This is a genomic window from Flavobacterium sp. XS2P24 (genome assembly GCF_030010285.1).
In the GTDB taxonomy this organism is placed as follows: Bacteria; Bacteroidota; Bacteroidia; order Flavobacteriales; family Flavobacteriaceae; genus Flavobacterium; species Flavobacterium algoritolerans.
Window position 1 is genome coordinate 1 of sequence record NZ_JASCRU010000002.1, and the last position, 18,096, is coordinate 18,096.

Genomic DNA, 18,096 nt, shown 5'->3' on the forward strand with positions numbered 1-18,096 from the left:
TCAAGGAAAGAGATTCCTTTTCTATGGTTTTGAGTACTTTTAACTTAAATTCAGCGGAATAACTTTGATTTATTCGTGGTAATAAACCAATTTCACCATAAGCCTTATAAAAACTGACCCACTTACGAATATTCCATCTTGGAATCTGCTTCAATTTTGAAACATATCCATCTGTGAAATGTTGTTTTAAAACTAATTCTACACATTCTAACTTAAATGCATAATCATACTTTACTTTTTTTTCCATAAAAATGCCCCAAATAGTGTCTAACTTTTTGGGGCATGTTCATTGTGAGGCTTTTTTTGTGGCGTTTATTATTCTTGTTTCTCTTGTCGTACTTTTTGTTCAGATACCTTTTTAATTTTTAGCATTTAAAATTTAAAATTTATAATTCAAAATTGCTTTGCTATCTTTGTTACATGAATGAAAATTTAGACCCAACATCAAACAGTTACAATTCCGAAGAACTTGATCTTGAAAAAAAATTAAGGCCGCTTTCTTTTGATGATTTTGCAGGACAAGATCAAATATTAAAAAATCTAAAAGTTTTTGTGCAAGCTGCAAACCAACGAAATGAAGCGCTTGATCATACGCTGTTTCATGGTCCCCCCGGTTTAGGAAAAACAACATTAGCTAATATTCTAGCTAATGAACTTCAAGTAGGAATCAAAATTACTTCTGGTCCGGTTTTAGACAAGCCAGGGGATTTAGCAGGTTTATTGACTAATCTTGAAGAAAGAGATGTTTTGTTTATTGATGAAATTCATCGTTTGAGCCCTATAGTTGAGGAGTATTTGTACTCTGCTATGGAGGATTTCAAAATTGACATCATGATTGAATCAGGGCCAAATGCAAGAACTGTCCAAATCAATCTAAACCCATTCACATTGATTGGAGCCACCACGCGTTCTGGTTTATTGACGGCTCCAATGAGAGCTCGTTTTGGAATATCTTCCCGTTTGCAATATTATACAACTGAGCTATTAACCACAATTGTGGAAAGAAGTGCTACGATATTTAAAATGCCTATATCAATGGAGGCTGCCATTGAAATTGCAGGTAGAAGCAGGGGAACACCTCGTATTGCTAACGCACTGTTGCGCCGAGTGCGTGATTTTGCCCAGATAAAAGGAAATGGTACAATTGATATAGAAATTGCCCGTTACGCCTTAAAAGCGCTTAATGTTGATGCGCATGGCTTAGATGAAATGGACAATAAAATTTTGACCACAATCATCGATAAATTCAAAGGTGGACCGGTTGGTTTAACTACTTTGGCGACAGCCGTATCCGAAAGTAGCGAAACAATCGAGGAAGTCTATGAGCCGTTTCTGATTCAGGAAGGATTTATCATGCGAACACCACGAGGTAGAGAAGTTACGGACAAAGCTTATAAGCATTTAGGGAAATTAAATACAAACATTCAAGGAGGTTTATTCTAATTTTTCAGGAGCTATTTCCTGCTATCCGCTATATTCCCGATTAACAAAAACTACGGCTAAAAAAGCCTTGTTTTTCTAAACCGGGAGATGCCACTGCTATCAGGGCTAGGGAATCCCATTTATTAACTTCTATTTTTATAAGCATCAACCACAAGGCTACATATACGCAATTTATCAAATCCGAAGCACAGCGTCTCGGCTTTTTATCTTGTGGAATATCCAAAGCTGGCTTTTTAGAACAAGAAGCACCACGGTTAGAAAACTGGTTAAAGAACAACAGGAATGGTCAAATGTCCTATATGGAAAACCATTTTGACAAACGTCTAAATCCAACTTTACTGGTTGATGATGCTAAAAGTGTAGTTTCCTTGCTGCTTAATTATTACCCTGAGCAACTTCAAAATCCAGATTCTTATAAAATTTCAAAATATGCGTATGGGCAGGATTATCATTTTGTAATTAAAGAAAAATTAAAAGAATTTTTATTCTCCATTCAATCAACAATAGGAGAAGTTTGCGGTCGTGCCTTTTTAGACTCTGCTCCAGTACTCGATAAAGCTTGGGCTGCCAAAAGTGGTTTAGGCTGGATAGGAAAAAACAGTAATTTATTGACGCAAAAAGTAGGCTCTTTTTACTTTATTGCAGAACTCATTATCGATTTAGATTTAGAGTATGACAATGCTACAACCGATCATTGTGGCACTTGTACCGCTTGTATTGACGCTTGTCCTACCGAGGCCATAGTTGCGCCTTATGTAGTTGATGGCAGCAAGTGTATCTCTTATTTCACGATTGAATTAAAAGAGAACATTCCTCAAGAAATGAAAGGAAAGTTTGCTGATTGGGCTTTTGGATGTGATGTTTGTCAGGATGTTTGTCCTTGGAATAAGTTTTCAAAAGCACATAATGAACCTCTATTTAACCCAAATCCAGAATTACTATCCATGTCAAAAAAGGATTGGATTGAAATTACCGAAGAAACATTTAAAGCAGTATTTAAAAATTCGCCACTTAAAAGAGCTAAGTTTCAAGGAATAAAAAGAAATATTGATTTTTTAGAATAACAGTATCTTACAATTCAATTTGTTTGAATTTTATAGAAGATTCTCTAACGATAACGTTAGTTTCTAATTCAACAGTTCTTGGAGTAAAAGAAATTCCTTCTTTATGACAATTCATTTCTTCCAACAATAAGTTAAAAGATTCAATTCCCATTTCATGACTCGGCTGATTTATAGTGCTTAATTTTGGTGTCATTACTTGTGACATAAACCAATTACTAAACCCAATTACGGCTACTTGTTCGGGTACTTTTATTTTATTTTCATTGAAATAGGCTAGTGCGCCTACCGCAACCAAATCTGTAATTGCAAAAATACCATCTATGTCAGGATGCTCATTAATAATTTGCTTTGCAAAATCTCTCCCTTCTTCAAAAGTTACGGTTTCACAAGTATAGACTAATTTATTGTCAAAAGGAATATTGTTTTTTTCTAACGCTTTTTTATAACCGATGTATCGGTCTATCGCGTTTTGAGGATTCAATGGGCCACGAATATGTGCTATTTTCTTGCAGCCATTATCAATTAAGTGTTGGACCGCATTAAAGGCTGCTTTTTGGTCGTCAATTATCACTTTTGAGCATTTAGAAAGCTTGGCAATCTTGTCAAACATCACAAAAGGAATATTTCTATTCATTATTTCTTTGATGTGATCATCATTGTTAGATTCATTGGATAGCGACATGATAATGCCGTCTACCCTCTTGTTTATAAGGAGTTCTACTTGTTTTTTTTCTAAAGCCAACGTTTCATTAGACTGTAAAATGATAACGAGATATCCATTTTTTTCGGCTTCATTAATAATGGCATTTACCACATTGGAAAAAAAGTGATGCACTACTTCAGGGATAATTAAACCAATGGTTTTTGATTCTTTTGTTCTTAAATTTACAGCAAAACTATTAGGGGTATAATGTAGTTTTTGAGCAAGTTCAATTACCGCATTCTTAGTTTTTTCACTAACATCCGGATAGTTTTTCAGCGCTTTTGAAACAGTAGTTATCGAAATTCCCAGTTTTGTTGCAATTTCTTTAAGAGTAATATCTTTCATGAATCGAATTTCTACGTATTTAATTTTAGGAAAATATTTTTAGAAATGACTTTATTTTAAGTCTTCATGTGTTTAGTTTATGCCTATAAAAACTGACTCTAACTTAAAATATTCTTTACCAAGATATTAATTTTTATCTTATTTCTGGTTTTTTTATCAAAATAAACAAATTAATATTGATTCGTTAAATTAGATAAACATGGACTTGTTGTTTATTGAAGGATTCCATTTTTTTATGTAGATTCTCTTTCAATTATGTTAGTTTCTAATTCAATTGACTGAAAAAGAACTGGTAAATTATTCTTTTTTAGATTGATTTCATCAAATAAAATCGAGGCAGACCTTCTTCCAATTTCAAAACCTGGCTGGTCGATTGTTGAAAGTTTTGGTGATATAACGCTTGACATAAACCAATTGCTGAAGCCTAAAACTGCAATTCGTTGCGGAATGGAAATCCCTGTTTCATTGAAGTATTTAATGATTCCAATGGCGACTAAATCAGTAACGGCAAAAATCGCATCAATTTCAGGATGTTCATCAATCACTTTTTTAGCATTTTCATAGCCATCTTCAAAATCTGTGTTGTTCTCACATACAAAAACAAGAGACGAATCATAAGGAATACCGTTGTCCTCAAGTGCTTTTTTATATCCTAAAAACCGATCAATAGCATTTTGAGGTAAATATGAACCTCTAAAATGAGCTATTTTTTTGTATCCTTTTTTTACAAGAAAGCTAACGGCATCATAAGCCGCTTTTTTATCATTAATAGTTACTTTTGAGCAATTAACAAGCTTGGCAATTTTATCAAAAAGCACTAGTGGGGTGTTGTGAGAAATTATAGATTTTAAATGTTCAAAATCCCCAGTTTCATTGGACAATGATATTAAAATTCCGTCGACTCTTTTATTTAATAATAGATCAATTTGTTTTTTTTCAAACTCTATTTTTTCATTAGATTGTAAAATAATAACCAAGTAATCCCTCTTCTCAGCCTCTTCAAGAATTCCTTTAATTACATTTGAAAAAAAATCATGAACAAGTGTAGGGATTATCAATCCTATGGTTTTTGATTCTTTTGTTCTAAGGTTTACGGCAAAACTGTTTGGAGTGTAATGTAGTTTTTGAGCAAGTTCAATTACCGCTTTTTTTGTTTTTTCACTTACGTCTGAGTATCCTTTTAATGACTTTGAAACAGTTGTTATAGAAATCCCTAATTGTGCGGCAATTTCTTTGAGAGTGGGATTATTCATAGTTCAATACTCTATTTGTAAAAGCCAAAAAAACTGCTTCTTGAAAACGAATTTACAATTTATTTGTTGTAAATCAATTTTCAAAAAACAGTTTGTTAATTATACGCAGTTTTGAAGTGTTTAATTTTTATTTGAGTTCAATTATTACCGCTTCAAATGGACGTAAAATATTCTTTTTTAAATTTTTACTCTCCGTATAATTGTCTAAAATAATTTTAGATTTACTAGTAGAAACCCCTATGTTAAATTCAGATTTTTTCTCGGAAAAATTCAATAAAACCAATATTTTTTTACCTTCTAACTCCCTAATATATGCAAATACATTAGGGTTTTCTCTGTCTAGCAGAGTATATTTCCCGTATACAAAAGCAGGTTCCTTTTTGCGTAATTGTACTAATGTTCTAAAATAGTTTAAGGTTGAATTTGGGTCTTTTTCTTGTGCTTCGGCATTTATTATCGTATAATTTGGGTTTACTTTCAACCAAGGTTTTCCGGTTGTAAATCCTGCATTTTTAGTTGTATCCCATTGAAAAGGTGTTCTTCCATTTTCCCTTGAAGTTTGTTTTTGCCCTTCTAAAAATGCTTTCAAATCGCCTCCTTTATTTTTTAATCCAATGTATTTATTTCGGGTATCCACATCGTGATAATCTTCTATAGAATCAAAGCGAATGTTAGTCATTCCTAATTCGTCACCATAATAATAATAGGGAGTTCCGCGCATGGTCATTACAAATGTAGAAAGCATCTTTGAAGAGATTTCTCTGAATTCAGGAGTGTCATTGCCAAATTTACTTACCATTCTGGGTTGGTCGTGATTGGCTAGGAAAATCGAAAGCCAACCTTTATCTTTAAAGGTTTCATCATACCTTGAAAAAATATCTTTGTATCTAACAAGACCAAAATCATTGATGTGCTTACCAATGTCAACGCTTTCAAAATGATAGGCCATGTTTAATTCTTTTCGGTCTGGATCTACAAACAGCATTGCATCTTCTGGAGTACTCCCTGCACCTTCGGCAACGGTCATAATATCATATTTACTAAAGACTTCACGGTTCATTTCCTGTAAATAATCATGTAGATGTGGGCCAACTCCGTAGTATTTTATGATGTTTTTCTCATATCCTTTTGGTAATTCTGGCCATTTAGTATCTTTTGAAGCAAACTGAAAAGCATCCATTCTAAAACCATCAATCCCTTTGTCTAACCAAAAACGCATCATTTCATATATTTCTTGTCTTAGCTTTGGATTTTCCCAATTTAAATCGGGCTGCTTTTGAGAAAAATAATGCAAATAATAGGCGTCAGTTTGTGCGTCATATTTCCAGGCATCGCTATTCACATCAAAAAAACTCCATCGGTAAGGTGGTTTTCCTTTTTCGGCTGGCCACCAATGGTAGTAATTGCGGTATTTATTGTCTCTTGAACTTCTGGATTGTTTAAACCATTCGTGCTCATCGCTGCTATGATTTACCACTAAATCCATGATGAGTTTGATCCCGCGTTCATGCATCCCTTTTAGCAAAAGATCAAAGTCTTCCATAGTTCCAAAATCTGTCATGATTTGTCTATAGTCACTGATGTCATACCCATTATCATCATTTGGAGAGGTATAAATCGGATTAAGCCAAACCGCATCGATTCCTAGGTTTTTTATATAATCTAATTTTGAAATGATTCCTTTTAAATCCCCAACTCCATCGCCGTCACTGTCTTTGAAGCTTCTAGGATATACTTGGTACACAACAGCTTCTTTCCACCATTTGGCATCATTTTTTTGACTTGTTTTTACAAACTTGTTTTGAGCTGATGTGCTCTCAGCAGAAAATAGTGTAAGAGCAGAAAACAAGCATAATGAGAGAATAGGTTTCATAGCTGTTTGTGTTAATAGTTTTTTTACTGTATTTGTTTGTAAGTATTTTGATGCCAGCACTGTGTGATTTGTTGATTTTATATTGGACTCATAAAAGCATTGATTTCTTTACTGGAAATTTTTGGATTTGCGCCTTCGTTTTTTGCTACAATCGCGCCTAAAGCACAAGCAAAATCAATCGCTTCTTGGGGATTCACATTATTTAATAGTTTAGAAATTAATCCAGCTAAAAAGGAATCTCCTGAGCCCACAGTATCAACAACATCAATTTTATAGCCACTATTGTAGTACATTTTTCCATTATAATACAAAACTGCGCCATGACTTCCTTTGGTTACACAAATGTGTTTTGTGTTTGTCTGTTCTGCAATAAAAAGTATGTTTTGTTCCAATGAATGATAGGGGGAATTCATAAAAGCACTAATTTCATACAATTCATCATCATTGAATTTTATGAAATCAGACTGCATCATTAAATTAATCAGTATTTCCTTGGTGTAAAAAGGAGCACGCAAATTAACATCGAAAACAGCGTATTTTGCATAGTTTATTATTTCTAAAAGTGAACTTTGTGAGACAGAATCTCTACAGACAAGACTCCCAAAAACAAGTGCGTCCGCTTTTTTGACCATGATTTCGTCTTCCGGAATACAAACAATTTTATCCCAAGCAACCGGGTAATTTATGGTGTATGAAGCAGAACCCTTTTCATTTAATTTTACAATTACTTCTCCAGTGTGAAAAATTTCATCAACTTGAATCGAAGTAGTATCCACACCATTTGCCCGAACATAGTCTACTAATTCTTGGCCTATTTCATCTTTGCCAATTCGGCTGATTATATGCGTATTCACTCCAAGTGATGCGAGTCGTAATGCGACATTCAATGGTGCGCCGCCAATTTTTCTGTGTGTTGGAAAAACATCAAATAATACTTCTCCAAAACAAACGATGCTGATTTTTTCTTTGAAATTATTCATTATTAACCATTTTGTGTTCTAATTCTTCTAAAGATAAACCTTTGGTTTCGGGCATCATAAACAACACAAAAACCAATTGTAAGACCATCATAAAAGCAAAAAATGCAAAGATTGGCCAAGGATTTATTTTGAATAAGTCAATGACTACTGGTCCGGCCAAAGTAATTAATGCAGCAAAAATCCAGTGAATTCCTGTCCCAAAAGATTGTCCGTTAGCTCTAACATTATTTGGAAATATTTCTGAGATGAATACCCAAATTACAGCACCCTGTCCAATAGCATGAGAAGCTATAAACAGCATGATTGATGTCATCAAAATGATAGGACCCAGATTATTGTAAAAGGCAAGTGCAACCATGCCTAAACTTATAATGTAACCTAAAGAGCCTATGATCATAAGTTGTTTTCGTCCTAAAACATCTATTAATCGCATTCCGGCAATGGTAAAAATTAAATTTGTTACTCCAATTAGGATGGAGTTCATCAAGGATTCCTTTGAACCTAATCCCGCCATTTCCAATATTTCCGGGGCATAGTACAGAATAAAATTAATTCCTGATAGTTGGTTAAAAAATGCCAGTAAAAAAGCTAAAATGATAGGCAGTTTGTATTTTTTTAAAAAGATAGATTCCTTTACAGAAGTCTCATTTAAATCTTTTTTGATTTCATGAAAACTTTCTAAAGCCTCTTCTTTACTGTAAATCATTTCAAGGACTTTCATCCCTGCTGCGTCATCTCTTTTTTTCAAGATTAACCAACGTGGACTGTCCGGAATTTGTAAAACGATTATACTGTAAATAAATGCAGGAAGCGCAACAATACCAATCATCCAACGCCAGTCATTTTCTCCTCCAACACCTTCGAATAAATAATTAGAAAAGAAAGCAATCAAGATACCAAATACAATATTAAACTGAAATAAGGTTCCTAATTTACCTCTGTTTTGTGGAGTGGAAATTTCTGAAATGTAAATAGGAGCTGCCACGGATGAGGCTCCAACACCAATACCGCCAATGAAACGGAAAAATGAAAACGTATAAGGATCTTGTGCAAATGCCGAACCTAATGCCGATACTAAAAATAGGATCCCAATCCAGAATAATGTTTTCTTCCTACCCCATTTATCACATGGAATTCCTCCTAATAATGACCCTAATACGGTTCCCCATAAAGCCATTGACATGATAAAAATTCCGTGAAATAATGGAGTGGTGTGCCATAATTCTTTGATGGGTAAATTGGCGCCAGATATTACAACGGTATCAAAGCCAAATAAAAATCCCGCAACAGCTACAGTAAGGGACCAGTTTCGAACGTTATTCATTTTTTATAATTTATGGTTAATAGTTTTGGTTTTATAAATAATTTGTATGGTTACCAGATTCCTTTGATTCTATGGACAGTAAGGTTTTTAATTTCTTGCTTTTCATCGGATTGGATGCTCAGTTTTGTATATGGTTTGTTAGGGAAAATTTGTTCGGTAAAGCTATATACTCCTTCATTTAGGAAAATTTCTATAGAGGACCAATCTAAAATAATTTGGTAGTCAATGGTTTCCGAAATGATACTTGGCGTTGCAGTTTTATGGATTTCTTTTCCAAAGTTTTCTTCGAAATTTACTATTCCGGAATGGCGTCTGTCTATCGAAAAGGTTTTTTGTGCAGCATTATAATTCAAAACCAAAGAATCATTTACTTCGTTAGAAAAAATCAGTTTTAAATTTTTTGAAGTGGCTTTAAATTTTATTTCAGATTGGTTGAAATTATCATAAGTAAAATTGATTTTTTGTTGTGGTTTAATAGGCATCAAATCCTTTGAAAACTCTGAAACAAACTGTTTTTTGAACGGCTCAACAGGGCAGTTTTTTAGAACATAACTATTGTTTATTTTTACCAAAGAAAGCTCTCTAGGCAGTGTCATGGCGCTTCTCCAGTTTTTTGTGGGTGTATTTCTGGCATATAGCCAATTGCTCATCCAGCCTAAAAATATCCTCTTGTTGTCTGGAGTATTGTTATAAGTAACTCCTGCATAATTATCGGTGCCGTTGTCAATCCATTTAATGTCTTTTTGGGTAGTTTTAAAACTTTTTCCATCATAATCACCTACAAAATATTGTGTTCCGGAACCACCATTAGGTGCGCCAGGATTGATACTGATGAGTAAAACCCATTTTTTTTCTTTGGAACCGGCAACTTTTAATTTGAAAATATCAGGGCATTCCCAAACACCGCCATGAGCACCTATTTTTTTACCAAATTCACTTTCGAATTTCCAATTAATTAAATTTTCAGAGGTGTAAAATTGAGCATGATCTCCGGCTACTAATACCATATTCCAAAGATTAGTTTCACTGTTCCAAAAAACTTTTGGGTCCCTGAAATCCTTTAAAACAGAATTTTTGACAATAGGATTTTTTTCATATTTGAACCAAGTTTCGCCTTCATCCAGACTATAAGCTAATCCTTGCGTTTGATAATCTGTTCTGCCCGCTTTTTCGCCCGCCATGTCGTGATAGGTGAAAATCGCAATCATCGGTGGGTTTTCTTTAGTTCCTAAACCGGAAGTATTATTTAGATCCACCACAGCACTTCCTGAAAATATCATACCTAATTTATCAGGAAATAAAGCAATTTTTTTGTGGGTCCAATGAATTAAATCGGTACTTGTGGCATGTCCCCAGTGCATAGGTCCCCACACAATATCATCTGGGTAATATTGATAAAATAAATGATAAATACCTTTATAGTACACCATGCCGTTTGGGTCATTCATCCATTTTTTTTCTGGAGAAAAATGAAATTGTGGTCTAAACGGTTTTTTGTATTTCTCTGAAGAATCAATTTTTATTTTTTCAGAAGAGGTAATGGCAATAATTGCATTGCTTTCTTCTTTTTTACAAGAAAACAAGAATAATGTGCTGCCAAATAAGAAGAAAATCGATGCGATGTTATTTGCGAACTTCATTAAAAAAAGAATTTATTATTATATTATCTTCATAAAAATAGAATTCTATTTTTTAATTATTCAAAATAGTCTAATTAAAAACGTTTTCGATATGTCGAAAACGTTTTCGATTTGGATTCAATGTACTATATGGAACTATTCAATTTTTTAAGAAATAAATTATATAAGTTTGAGAATATTATTAAAAAATATAAATATGATTTCAACATTTAAGAGTCTAGTCTTCCTACTTTTAACAGGTCCAATTGTTTTTGGACAAACTAAATCAGACGAATGGCATTTACAGGCAAATTCCAGAGAAAATTATTTTGGCGTAGCCATGGCAAATGGGCAAATAGGAATTGTTACGGATGATACTCCTTTAAAAACAAAAGAAATTATTCTGAACGGAGTTTATGATGGTAGTCCTGAAAATGGAATTAGCAGAATTGTACGAGGAATTGAGTTTTTGAATCTGCATTTGAATATAAACAATCAAGAAATCAAATCAGATAATATTGATAATTGGAGTCAAGTAGTTTCTATGAAAGAAGGGACAAGTACCACTTCATTTTCATTTAAAGATTTAGCAACTATCAATTATACGATTTTGGCTAATAGAGCTGTTCCTTTTTCAGCAATGGCAATTGTCGAAATTACTCCAATTAAGGATATCGAAATTACCGCTAATAATTATATGGTGGTTCCTGATGAATTGAAAGGGGCTAAAAGTCAGTTTCGTGTTTTAAAAGACAATCAATATTTAATGCCAGTTTTTGGTACCGTCGCTAAAACGCTTACGGGGAAATATACGGTTGCGGCCTCAACAACATTTCTTTTTGACGGACAAGGTGAAACCTTAAAACAAACCGGAAATGAAGTTGGCTTTACTAAAAAATTATTGAAGGGTAAAAAATACCGTTTTGCAGTTGCTGGAGGAATTTGCACTTCAAAAGATGTTACTGATCCTTTGAATGAATCCGAAAGACAGCCAATATATGCTTTACAGGAAGGAATTGATAAATTATTGAACCGTCACAAACAAGCTTGGGCTGAATTATGGAATACCGGTGATATTCAAATTGAAGGAGATCTTGATGCGCAACAACGGGTACGTTTTGCGTTGTACAATTTGTATTCATACATACGTCCGGAAACTAGGCAAAGTGTAGCTCCAATGGGATTATCATAGCAGGGATATAATGGTCATATTTTTTGGGACACGGAACTTTGGATGTATCCAACACTATTGGCTTTACAACCTGATATGGCAAAATCATGTTTAGATTATCGTTCAGACCGTTTGCAAAAAGCAAAACAAAAAGCTTTTATCTATGGATATAAAGGAGCAATGTATCCTTGGGAATCTGATGATACAGGTGAAGAAGCAACTCCAACTTGGGCATTGACAGGGATTTTCGAACAACATATCACGGCGGATGTTTCGATTGCATTTTGGAATTACTACAGTTATACACAAGATAAATCATGGTTGAGAAAAGAATGGGCAGTTCTGAAAGAAACAGCAGATTTTTGGGTAAGCCGTGTAGTTAAAAATCAAGATGAAAGTTATTCTATTTTAAATGTAGTTGGTGCCGATGAATATGCGCAACACGTAGATGATAATGCCTTTACAAATGCATCAGCTATTGAGTCTTTGAAAAACACGATTAAAGCGGCAACAATTTTGAATGAGCCAATCAATCCAAAATGGGCGGCAGTATCAGAGAAATTAGTTATTCACAGAGAGAATGGGATTACTCAAAATTATAAAGGATATCAAGGACAAATGATAAAACAAGCCGATGTAAATTTGTTAGCGTATCCTTTACATATAATTACAGACAAAGCCCAAATTGAAAAAGATTTGGAATACTATGCCGAGAAAATAGATAAAAAAGATGGTCCAGCGATGGCTTCCGGAGTTTTATCAGTTTTATATGCACGATTAGGAGACAGAGAAAAAGCGTATAGTTATTTTGTAAAATCCTATTTGCCAAATAGCCGCCCGCCTTTTGGAGTGTTTTCGGAATCTGCAAATAGTAACAATCCATATTTTGCCACGGGAGCAGGAGCAATGCTTCAAGCCGTTATTTATGGTTTTGGCGGAGTGGAACAAACGGATATGGGATTGAAATACAATAAAGGATTGTTACCCAAACAATGGAAATCGTTAAAGATTATTGGTATTGGAGTTGACAATAAAACAATTGTTATCAAATAATACGTTTAAGGATTTTTTTTGCCATGAATACATGATTCAATCTGTTTGTAATGGATTTAGTTACTGTATTCGTGGCTTTTTTTTCTGTTTTTTTGGGACTTAATCAAGGAATGTTATTAAACTCTAAACATATTTAGCTAATGAATTTTATGCGATGCAAAACAGATTGATGTTTTTTGTGTAAAATATAGTGTTGGTGTATCTAAATCTTTAAATTTTATGTGTTTTTGTTACATTACTATTTTTTTAGGGTTATGAAATGGGAAATAAAGCAGATGTTGTTTTTTTAGCCAAATGTTTTAAGGTATATCTATTTAACCAAATTCAGATTGTTGATTTATAGCAAAAAATGACATTGCTTTAAATAATTCGCAATGTTCTTTCTTAATATACATTTTTTTTGATTAAAACGCAATTATATTTCGATGTAAAAGCGAAAATAATACAAGAATGATTTTTTTAGCACCTTTTTTTTAAGTTTATTATAATTTTAGTATTAATTTTTTAAAGGATTAATTTTAAAATCGAAAACGTTTTCGGCATAACGAAAACGTTATAGTTTAATAAAATCTTAATATTATCATAAAATTATAATTATGTTTGAACTTAATATTTAAAACAAACCATTAAAAACAAATTATTAACCAACTTATTTATTACGTATGAAAAATAGTCTAATTAAAGGCTTGATGGTGTTTCTAACGATGCTATGTACAAGTTTGACATATTCGCAAGATGTGTCCGGAACTGTATCTGATGCTAGCGGTCCGCTTCCAGGGGCTTCTATCTTAGTTAAAGGAACAACAAATGGAGCGCAAACTGATTTCGATGGAAAATTTACTATCAAGAATGTTGGCTCAAACGCAGTTTTAGTTTTTAGTTACATTGGTCTTAAAACTCAAGAGGTAAATGTAGCAGGAAAAAGCACAGTTAATGTAGTATTAAAAGAAGATTCAGCTGAATTAAAAGAAGTTGTAGTTATTGGCTACGGTTCAGTTAGAAAGAAAGATGCAACGGGTGCAGTTGATCAAATTGGTGCAAAAGATTTTGATAATGTATCTTCTCCTTCTCCTGCTCAATTATTGAGAGGTAAAGTTGCAGGTGTTCAAGTTACGCAGTCTAGTGGAGAGCCAGGTGCTGGTGTAGCTATTAGAGTTCGTGGAAACTCATCTATTCGTTCTGGAAACGGTCCATTAATTGTAATTGATGGTGTGCCTTTAGATGGAGGGAATGTTTCTGCTGGTGGAGATAACTTGTTAGGTGCTTCGTCTGCAAAAAATCCATTAAACTTTGTAAACCAAAATGACATTGAAAGTATTAGTGTATTGAAAGATGCATCTTCTACAGCTATCTATGGCTCTCGTGGTGCAAACGGAGTTATTGTTATCACAACCAAAAAAGGAAAATCTAAAGAGCCTCAATTAACATACAGCTCATCAGTTCAATTCAGCAAAATGTCAGGTAATTTTGACGTAATGAACGCAGATGAATTTGTAGCAGCAGGTGGAGATGACAAAGGTTCAAGATCTTACAATTGGAAAGATGCAGTTTTGCGTAATGGCTTTTCAATGAACCATGATTTGTCTTTTAGTAAAACAACTGAAAATTCAAATACAAGAGTCTCTTTTGGAGCTTCTAATACTGATGGTATTGTAAAAAATACAGGATTAGATAAATATTCGGCTTCTTTTTACAATTCTAATGATTTCTTTGGTGGCGCATTAAAAGTGGAGTCAAGAGTAATCTATGCTTCATTGAAAGATGAAACTACTATTTTATCTAATGACGCAGGTTTTATTGGAAATATAATTGGTACTGCTTTATATTGGAACCCTACATTGCCTATTAATAATTCTAATGGTTCTTATAATTCAATAAGTAATACTTATTTAAATCCAGTAGAACTATTAAATTCTTATAAAGATTATACCAACACAAATAAATTGTTAGGGAGTATTAATACGACTTGGAAAATCACTAGTAAATTGAAATACCAATTCTTATTTGGTATAGAAAGTTCTACTTCGACTAGAAAAAGTCAGTTGTTGCCAACAATGCGTATTTTGGATGTAGCAACTGCTGCTGTTCCGGGATCTACAGATGTAAAGTATGGTCAAGCTAATATCGCTAGCCAAAACAAGTTTAACAAAACTTTCGAGCACACTTTAAATTATAACAATGATTTTAGTGATAATTTTAATTTAGATGCGTTAGTTGGTTATTCTTATTATGATTACACTGCGGATGGAAGTGGTGCGAGAGGAAGGGGATATGATAATGCTCAAACTAACCTAATAGATAATATTGAAGGTGGTTTACAAAATGAATTTAGAGTGTCTTCTTATAGAAACAGAGTGGAATTACAATCTTATTTTGGAAGAGTAAATGCTACTTTGTACAAAAGATTAATTCTTACAGGAACAATACGTTCTGATGGATCTACTAAACTAGGAGTAAACAACAAATACGATTATTTTCCTTCTGTAGGTGTTGCTTACAAAGTAATAGATAACAAAGAAGGTTTAGTGAATAGTTTCAAAATTAGAGGAAATTACGGTATTACTGGAAATCAAGAATTTTCGCCAAACTCTGCGATTGCTAGAGCATCTTATGGTAACAATGGAACTTTAGGAGTTGATAGCAATGCTAATGCTGATTTAAAATGGGAAACGACCAAGTCATATGGTGTAGGGACTGATTTTGAATTATTTAACAATAGATTGACAGGTTCATTGGATTATTTCCAAAGAGATACAAAAGATTTAATTTTCCCGGTACCTGCAGCTGCCACGCAACCTGGTCCACCTTCTCCACGTTTTAAAAACTTACCCGGTAACTTAATTAATAAAGGGGTTGAGGTTTCTTTAAACTATAAAGTGATTGATACAGAAGATCTAACTTGGGATGTCTCAGGGAATGCCTCTTTCTTGGAAAATAAAATGACAAATTTCGCAGGGTTTATATCTACAGGAGGTTTGAATGGTCAAGGATTGTCAGGTGCTTATGCACAGGTAATTTCCAATGATAAACCAATTTACTCTTATTATATGTATGAGTGGAGAGGATATGACTCTACTGGAAATTCTATTTATGCTGATGCATCTGGGAATGATACTGGTTTAGGTACAGCTGCTAAATCAATATTAGACAAACAACCTTTACCAAAAATTAATGTTGGTTTCTCAACTAACTTAGCGTACAAAGGTTTTGATGCTAGTGCTTCTTTCTATGGTGCATTTGGTCATTACATCTATAATAATACAACGAATGCTTATTTCTTTAAAGGTGCTTTCCTTGGAGGTAGAAACGTAACTAATGAAGCTGCAACTTCTGCTCAGGCGCAAGGTGACCCTAATTCACCATCTACTAAATACCTTGAAAAAGGCGATTTTCTAAGAATGGGGAATTTAACTTTTGGTTATACCGTAAAAGGAGCTATTTTAGAGAGGTTTAAAATTAAATCAGCTCGTTTTTATGTAAATGGTTCTAATTTATTTGTAATTACAAATTATACAGGGTCAGATCCTGAGGTTGATACTGATAAATCATTAAATGGTGTGCCATCTGCAGGTATGGAATATTTATCGTATCCTAGAGAGAAAAGTGTAGCTGTTGGACTTAACGTAACATTTTAATTAAAAAACAATGAAAAGAAATAATATTATAAAAAGCATCTTATTTGCCAGTACAATCGTGCTAGGGGTAAGTTGTACCAATCTAGAAGAGGAAGTATTAGATGGTGTGGTAGTTGGTAATTCATCAGGGGGAACAGTAAACAGTGCATCTCTATTGACTAAAGCTTACGAAGGCTTAAGAGAATTTCAAGGGCAAGGACAAATGTTTGCTTTAGACGAAATGTCTACAGATGCATTAGTAGGTCCTACGCGTGGTGGTGACTGGGATGATAATGCGACATGGAGACAAATCCATACGCATACATGGGCACCAGATCACAATGAAGTTAGAGGTGCGTGGAACTCTTTATTATCAAATGTTTATAACTGTAATTTAGTTGTAGAAAACGGTACGGCCGCAGAGGTTGCTCAAGCACGTTTTTTAAGAGCTTTTTACTATTATAATGTGGTTGATTTGTTTGGTCAAGCACCATATAGAGAAGCGGGTTCTTCATTAGAATCGGATCCAAAAGTATGGACTAGACAAGAAGCAACAGCATATGTAATTAGTGAATTAGAAGCCATTGTTGGTACGTTGCCTGCCCGTGTTGCCGGTGATGCCAGTATCGCAAATAAAGATGCTGCTAATTTTTTATTGGCAAAATTGTACTTAAATAAAGGAGTATTTAATGCTGCAAATCCAGCAGGACCTTATGTTTTTGACGCTGCCGATATGACTAAAGTTGTAAGTTATGTTAATGCAATAAATAGCTCTTTATCTTCAGATTATTGGGATAATTTTAAACCAGACAATAATACATCTCCAGAGATATTATTCTCTTCTAAAAATTTAAGAGGTGGACAGGGTGGAGGTATTCAGTCAAGATGGAGAATGGGTATGCATTACAACCAAACTCCTGATGGATGGAATGGCTTTGCTACCGTTGCGGAGTATTATAACAAATTTAATCCAAACGATAGACGTATTAAAAACGCTGATGCTGCTATTATTACAGCATTTGGTAACCCAGTTGGATTTCAAGTTGGTCAAATGTACAAACCAGGTGGGACTACTGCATTGAAAGATAGAAATGGAAATCCTTTATTTTTTACGCCAGCTTTAACTTTAATTACAAGCGGTGCTACTTTAGAAACGGCAGGTATTAGAAGTCAAAAATATATTCCGGATGCGGCTAATTTAGGTACTCCAGAAAATGACTATGAATTCATGCGTTATTCTGATGCTTTGTTAATGAAAGCTGAAGCAATTCTAAGAGGAGGAACTGGAACTAATGATTTAACTAAATTTGCCTTATTGATTTCTAGAACTAATGTCGCAGGAACAATTCCAACAACTTTAGATGCTATCTATGAAGAAAGAGGTAAAGAATTATGGTATGAAGGATGGAGAAGAAATGATATGATTCGTTTTGGTAAATTCCTGGCTGCAAGAGGGCTGAAGCCATATGTGTCTGCTGATAGATATGCTTTGTTTCCTATACCAGCTGACGCTTTGTTTAATGCAAATTTAAAACAAAACCCTGGTTACTAAAAAAATGTTTACAATTAATTATTTTTTGAGTTAGTTATAAAGAGGGTATTTATTACCCTCTTTATTTTGGTATAATTGAGAGCTCCTTATGGGGCTCTCTTT

The 18,096-nt window shown here is 33.8% G+C and carries 12 protein-coding genes and 1 pseudogene; 6 read left to right on the forward strand and 7 right to left on the reverse strand.

The window, feature by feature from the left end:
* The coding region (locus tag QLS31_RS01840) for a helix-turn-helix domain-containing protein (RefSeq protein WP_282742164.1) at positions 1-247 on the reverse strand (247 nt) is incomplete at its 3' end.
* Between the two features lie 173 nt (positions 248-420).
* Here QLS31_RS01840 and ruvB point away from each other — a divergent pair.
* Together ruvB and queG are read left to right on the forward strand one after the other, a co-directional pair.
* A complete protein-coding gene (ruvB, locus tag QLS31_RS01845) occupies positions 421-1,443 on the forward strand; it encodes a Holliday junction branch migration DNA helicase RuvB (RefSeq protein ID WP_282742166.1) in 1,023 nt (340 codons plus the stop codon).
* 143 nt (positions 1,444-1,586) lie between these two features.
* Positions 1,587-2,507, forward strand: a complete 921-nt coding sequence (queG, locus tag QLS31_RS01850; RefSeq protein WP_282742514.1) for a tRNA epoxyqueuosine(34) reductase QueG — start codon at positions 1,587-1,589, stop codon at positions 2,505-2,507.
* 7 nt (positions 2,508-2,514) lie between these two features.
* On the opposite strand, the gene QLS31_RS01855 is transcribed toward queG, so the two are convergent.
* The 6 genes from QLS31_RS01855 to QLS31_RS01880 all read right to left on the reverse strand — a co-directional run bounded on the left by QLS31_RS01855 (position 2,515) and on the right by QLS31_RS01880 (position 10,625).
* Positions 2,515-3,555 (reverse strand): LacI family DNA-binding transcriptional regulator, encoded by a 1,041-nt coding sequence (locus tag QLS31_RS01855; protein ID WP_282742169.1) that lies wholly within the window; start codon positions 3,553-3,555, stop codon positions 2,515-2,517.
* Positions 3,556-3,788: 233 nt separating this feature from the next.
* On the reverse strand, positions 3,789-4,808 hold the full coding sequence (locus tag QLS31_RS01860; protein WP_282742171.1) for a LacI family DNA-binding transcriptional regulator: 1,020 nt from the start codon (positions 4,806-4,808) through the stop codon (positions 3,789-3,791).
* Positions 4,809-4,935: 127 nt separating this feature from the next.
* Positions 4,936-6,681, reverse strand: a complete 1,746-nt coding sequence (locus tag QLS31_RS01865) for an alpha-glucosidase (RefSeq protein WP_282742173.1) — start codon at positions 6,679-6,681, stop codon at positions 4,936-4,938.
* A gap of 77 nt (positions 6,682-6,758) precedes the next feature.
* On the reverse strand, positions 6,759-7,661 hold the full coding sequence (locus QLS31_RS01870; RefSeq protein WP_282742175.1) for a carbohydrate kinase: 903 nt from the start codon (positions 7,659-7,661) through the stop codon (positions 6,759-6,761).
* The gene (locus QLS31_RS01875) at positions 7,654-8,985 is read right to left on the reverse strand and encodes a sugar porter family MFS transporter (RefSeq protein ID WP_282742177.1); all 1,332 of its coding nucleotides are present in this window, start codon (positions 8,983-8,985) and stop codon (positions 7,654-7,656) included. The genes QLS31_RS01870 and QLS31_RS01875 overlap by 8 nt, the downstream gene beginning before the upstream one ends.
* Before the next feature lie 50 nt (positions 8,986-9,035).
* Positions 9,036-10,625, reverse strand: a complete 1,590-nt coding sequence (locus QLS31_RS01880) for a glycoside hydrolase family 32 protein (RefSeq protein WP_282742179.1) — start codon at positions 10,623-10,625, stop codon at positions 9,036-9,038.
* Between the two features lie 196 nt (positions 10,626-10,821).
* On the opposite strand from QLS31_RS01880, the gene QLS31_RS01885 reads away from it, so the two are divergent.
* The 4 genes and pseudogenes from QLS31_RS01885 (at position 10,822) to QLS31_RS01900 (ending at position 17,994) form a co-directional block, all read left to right on the forward strand.
* Positions 10,822-11,796 (forward strand): hypothetical protein, encoded by a 975-nt coding sequence (locus QLS31_RS01885; RefSeq protein WP_282742181.1) that lies wholly within the window; start codon positions 10,822-10,824, stop codon positions 11,794-11,796.
* Between the two features lie 15 nt (positions 11,797-11,811).
* Positions 11,812-12,828 (forward strand): annotated as a pseudogene (locus tag QLS31_RS01890) (glycoside hydrolase family 65 protein); the annotation flags it as partial.
* A gap of 662 nt (positions 12,829-13,490) precedes the next feature.
* Positions 13,491-16,463: a SusC/RagA family TonB-linked outer membrane protein gene (locus QLS31_RS01895; RefSeq protein ID WP_282742183.1), complete on the forward strand. Its 2,973-nt coding sequence runs from the start codon at positions 13,491-13,493 to the stop codon at positions 16,461-16,463.
* A 10-nt stretch (positions 16,464-16,473) separates the two neighbouring features.
* Entirely contained in the window at positions 16,474-17,994 is a 1,521-nt protein-coding gene (locus QLS31_RS01900; RefSeq protein ID WP_282742185.1) for a RagB/SusD family nutrient uptake outer membrane protein, read from the forward strand.
* Positions 17,995-18,096 lie beyond the last annotated feature (102 nt).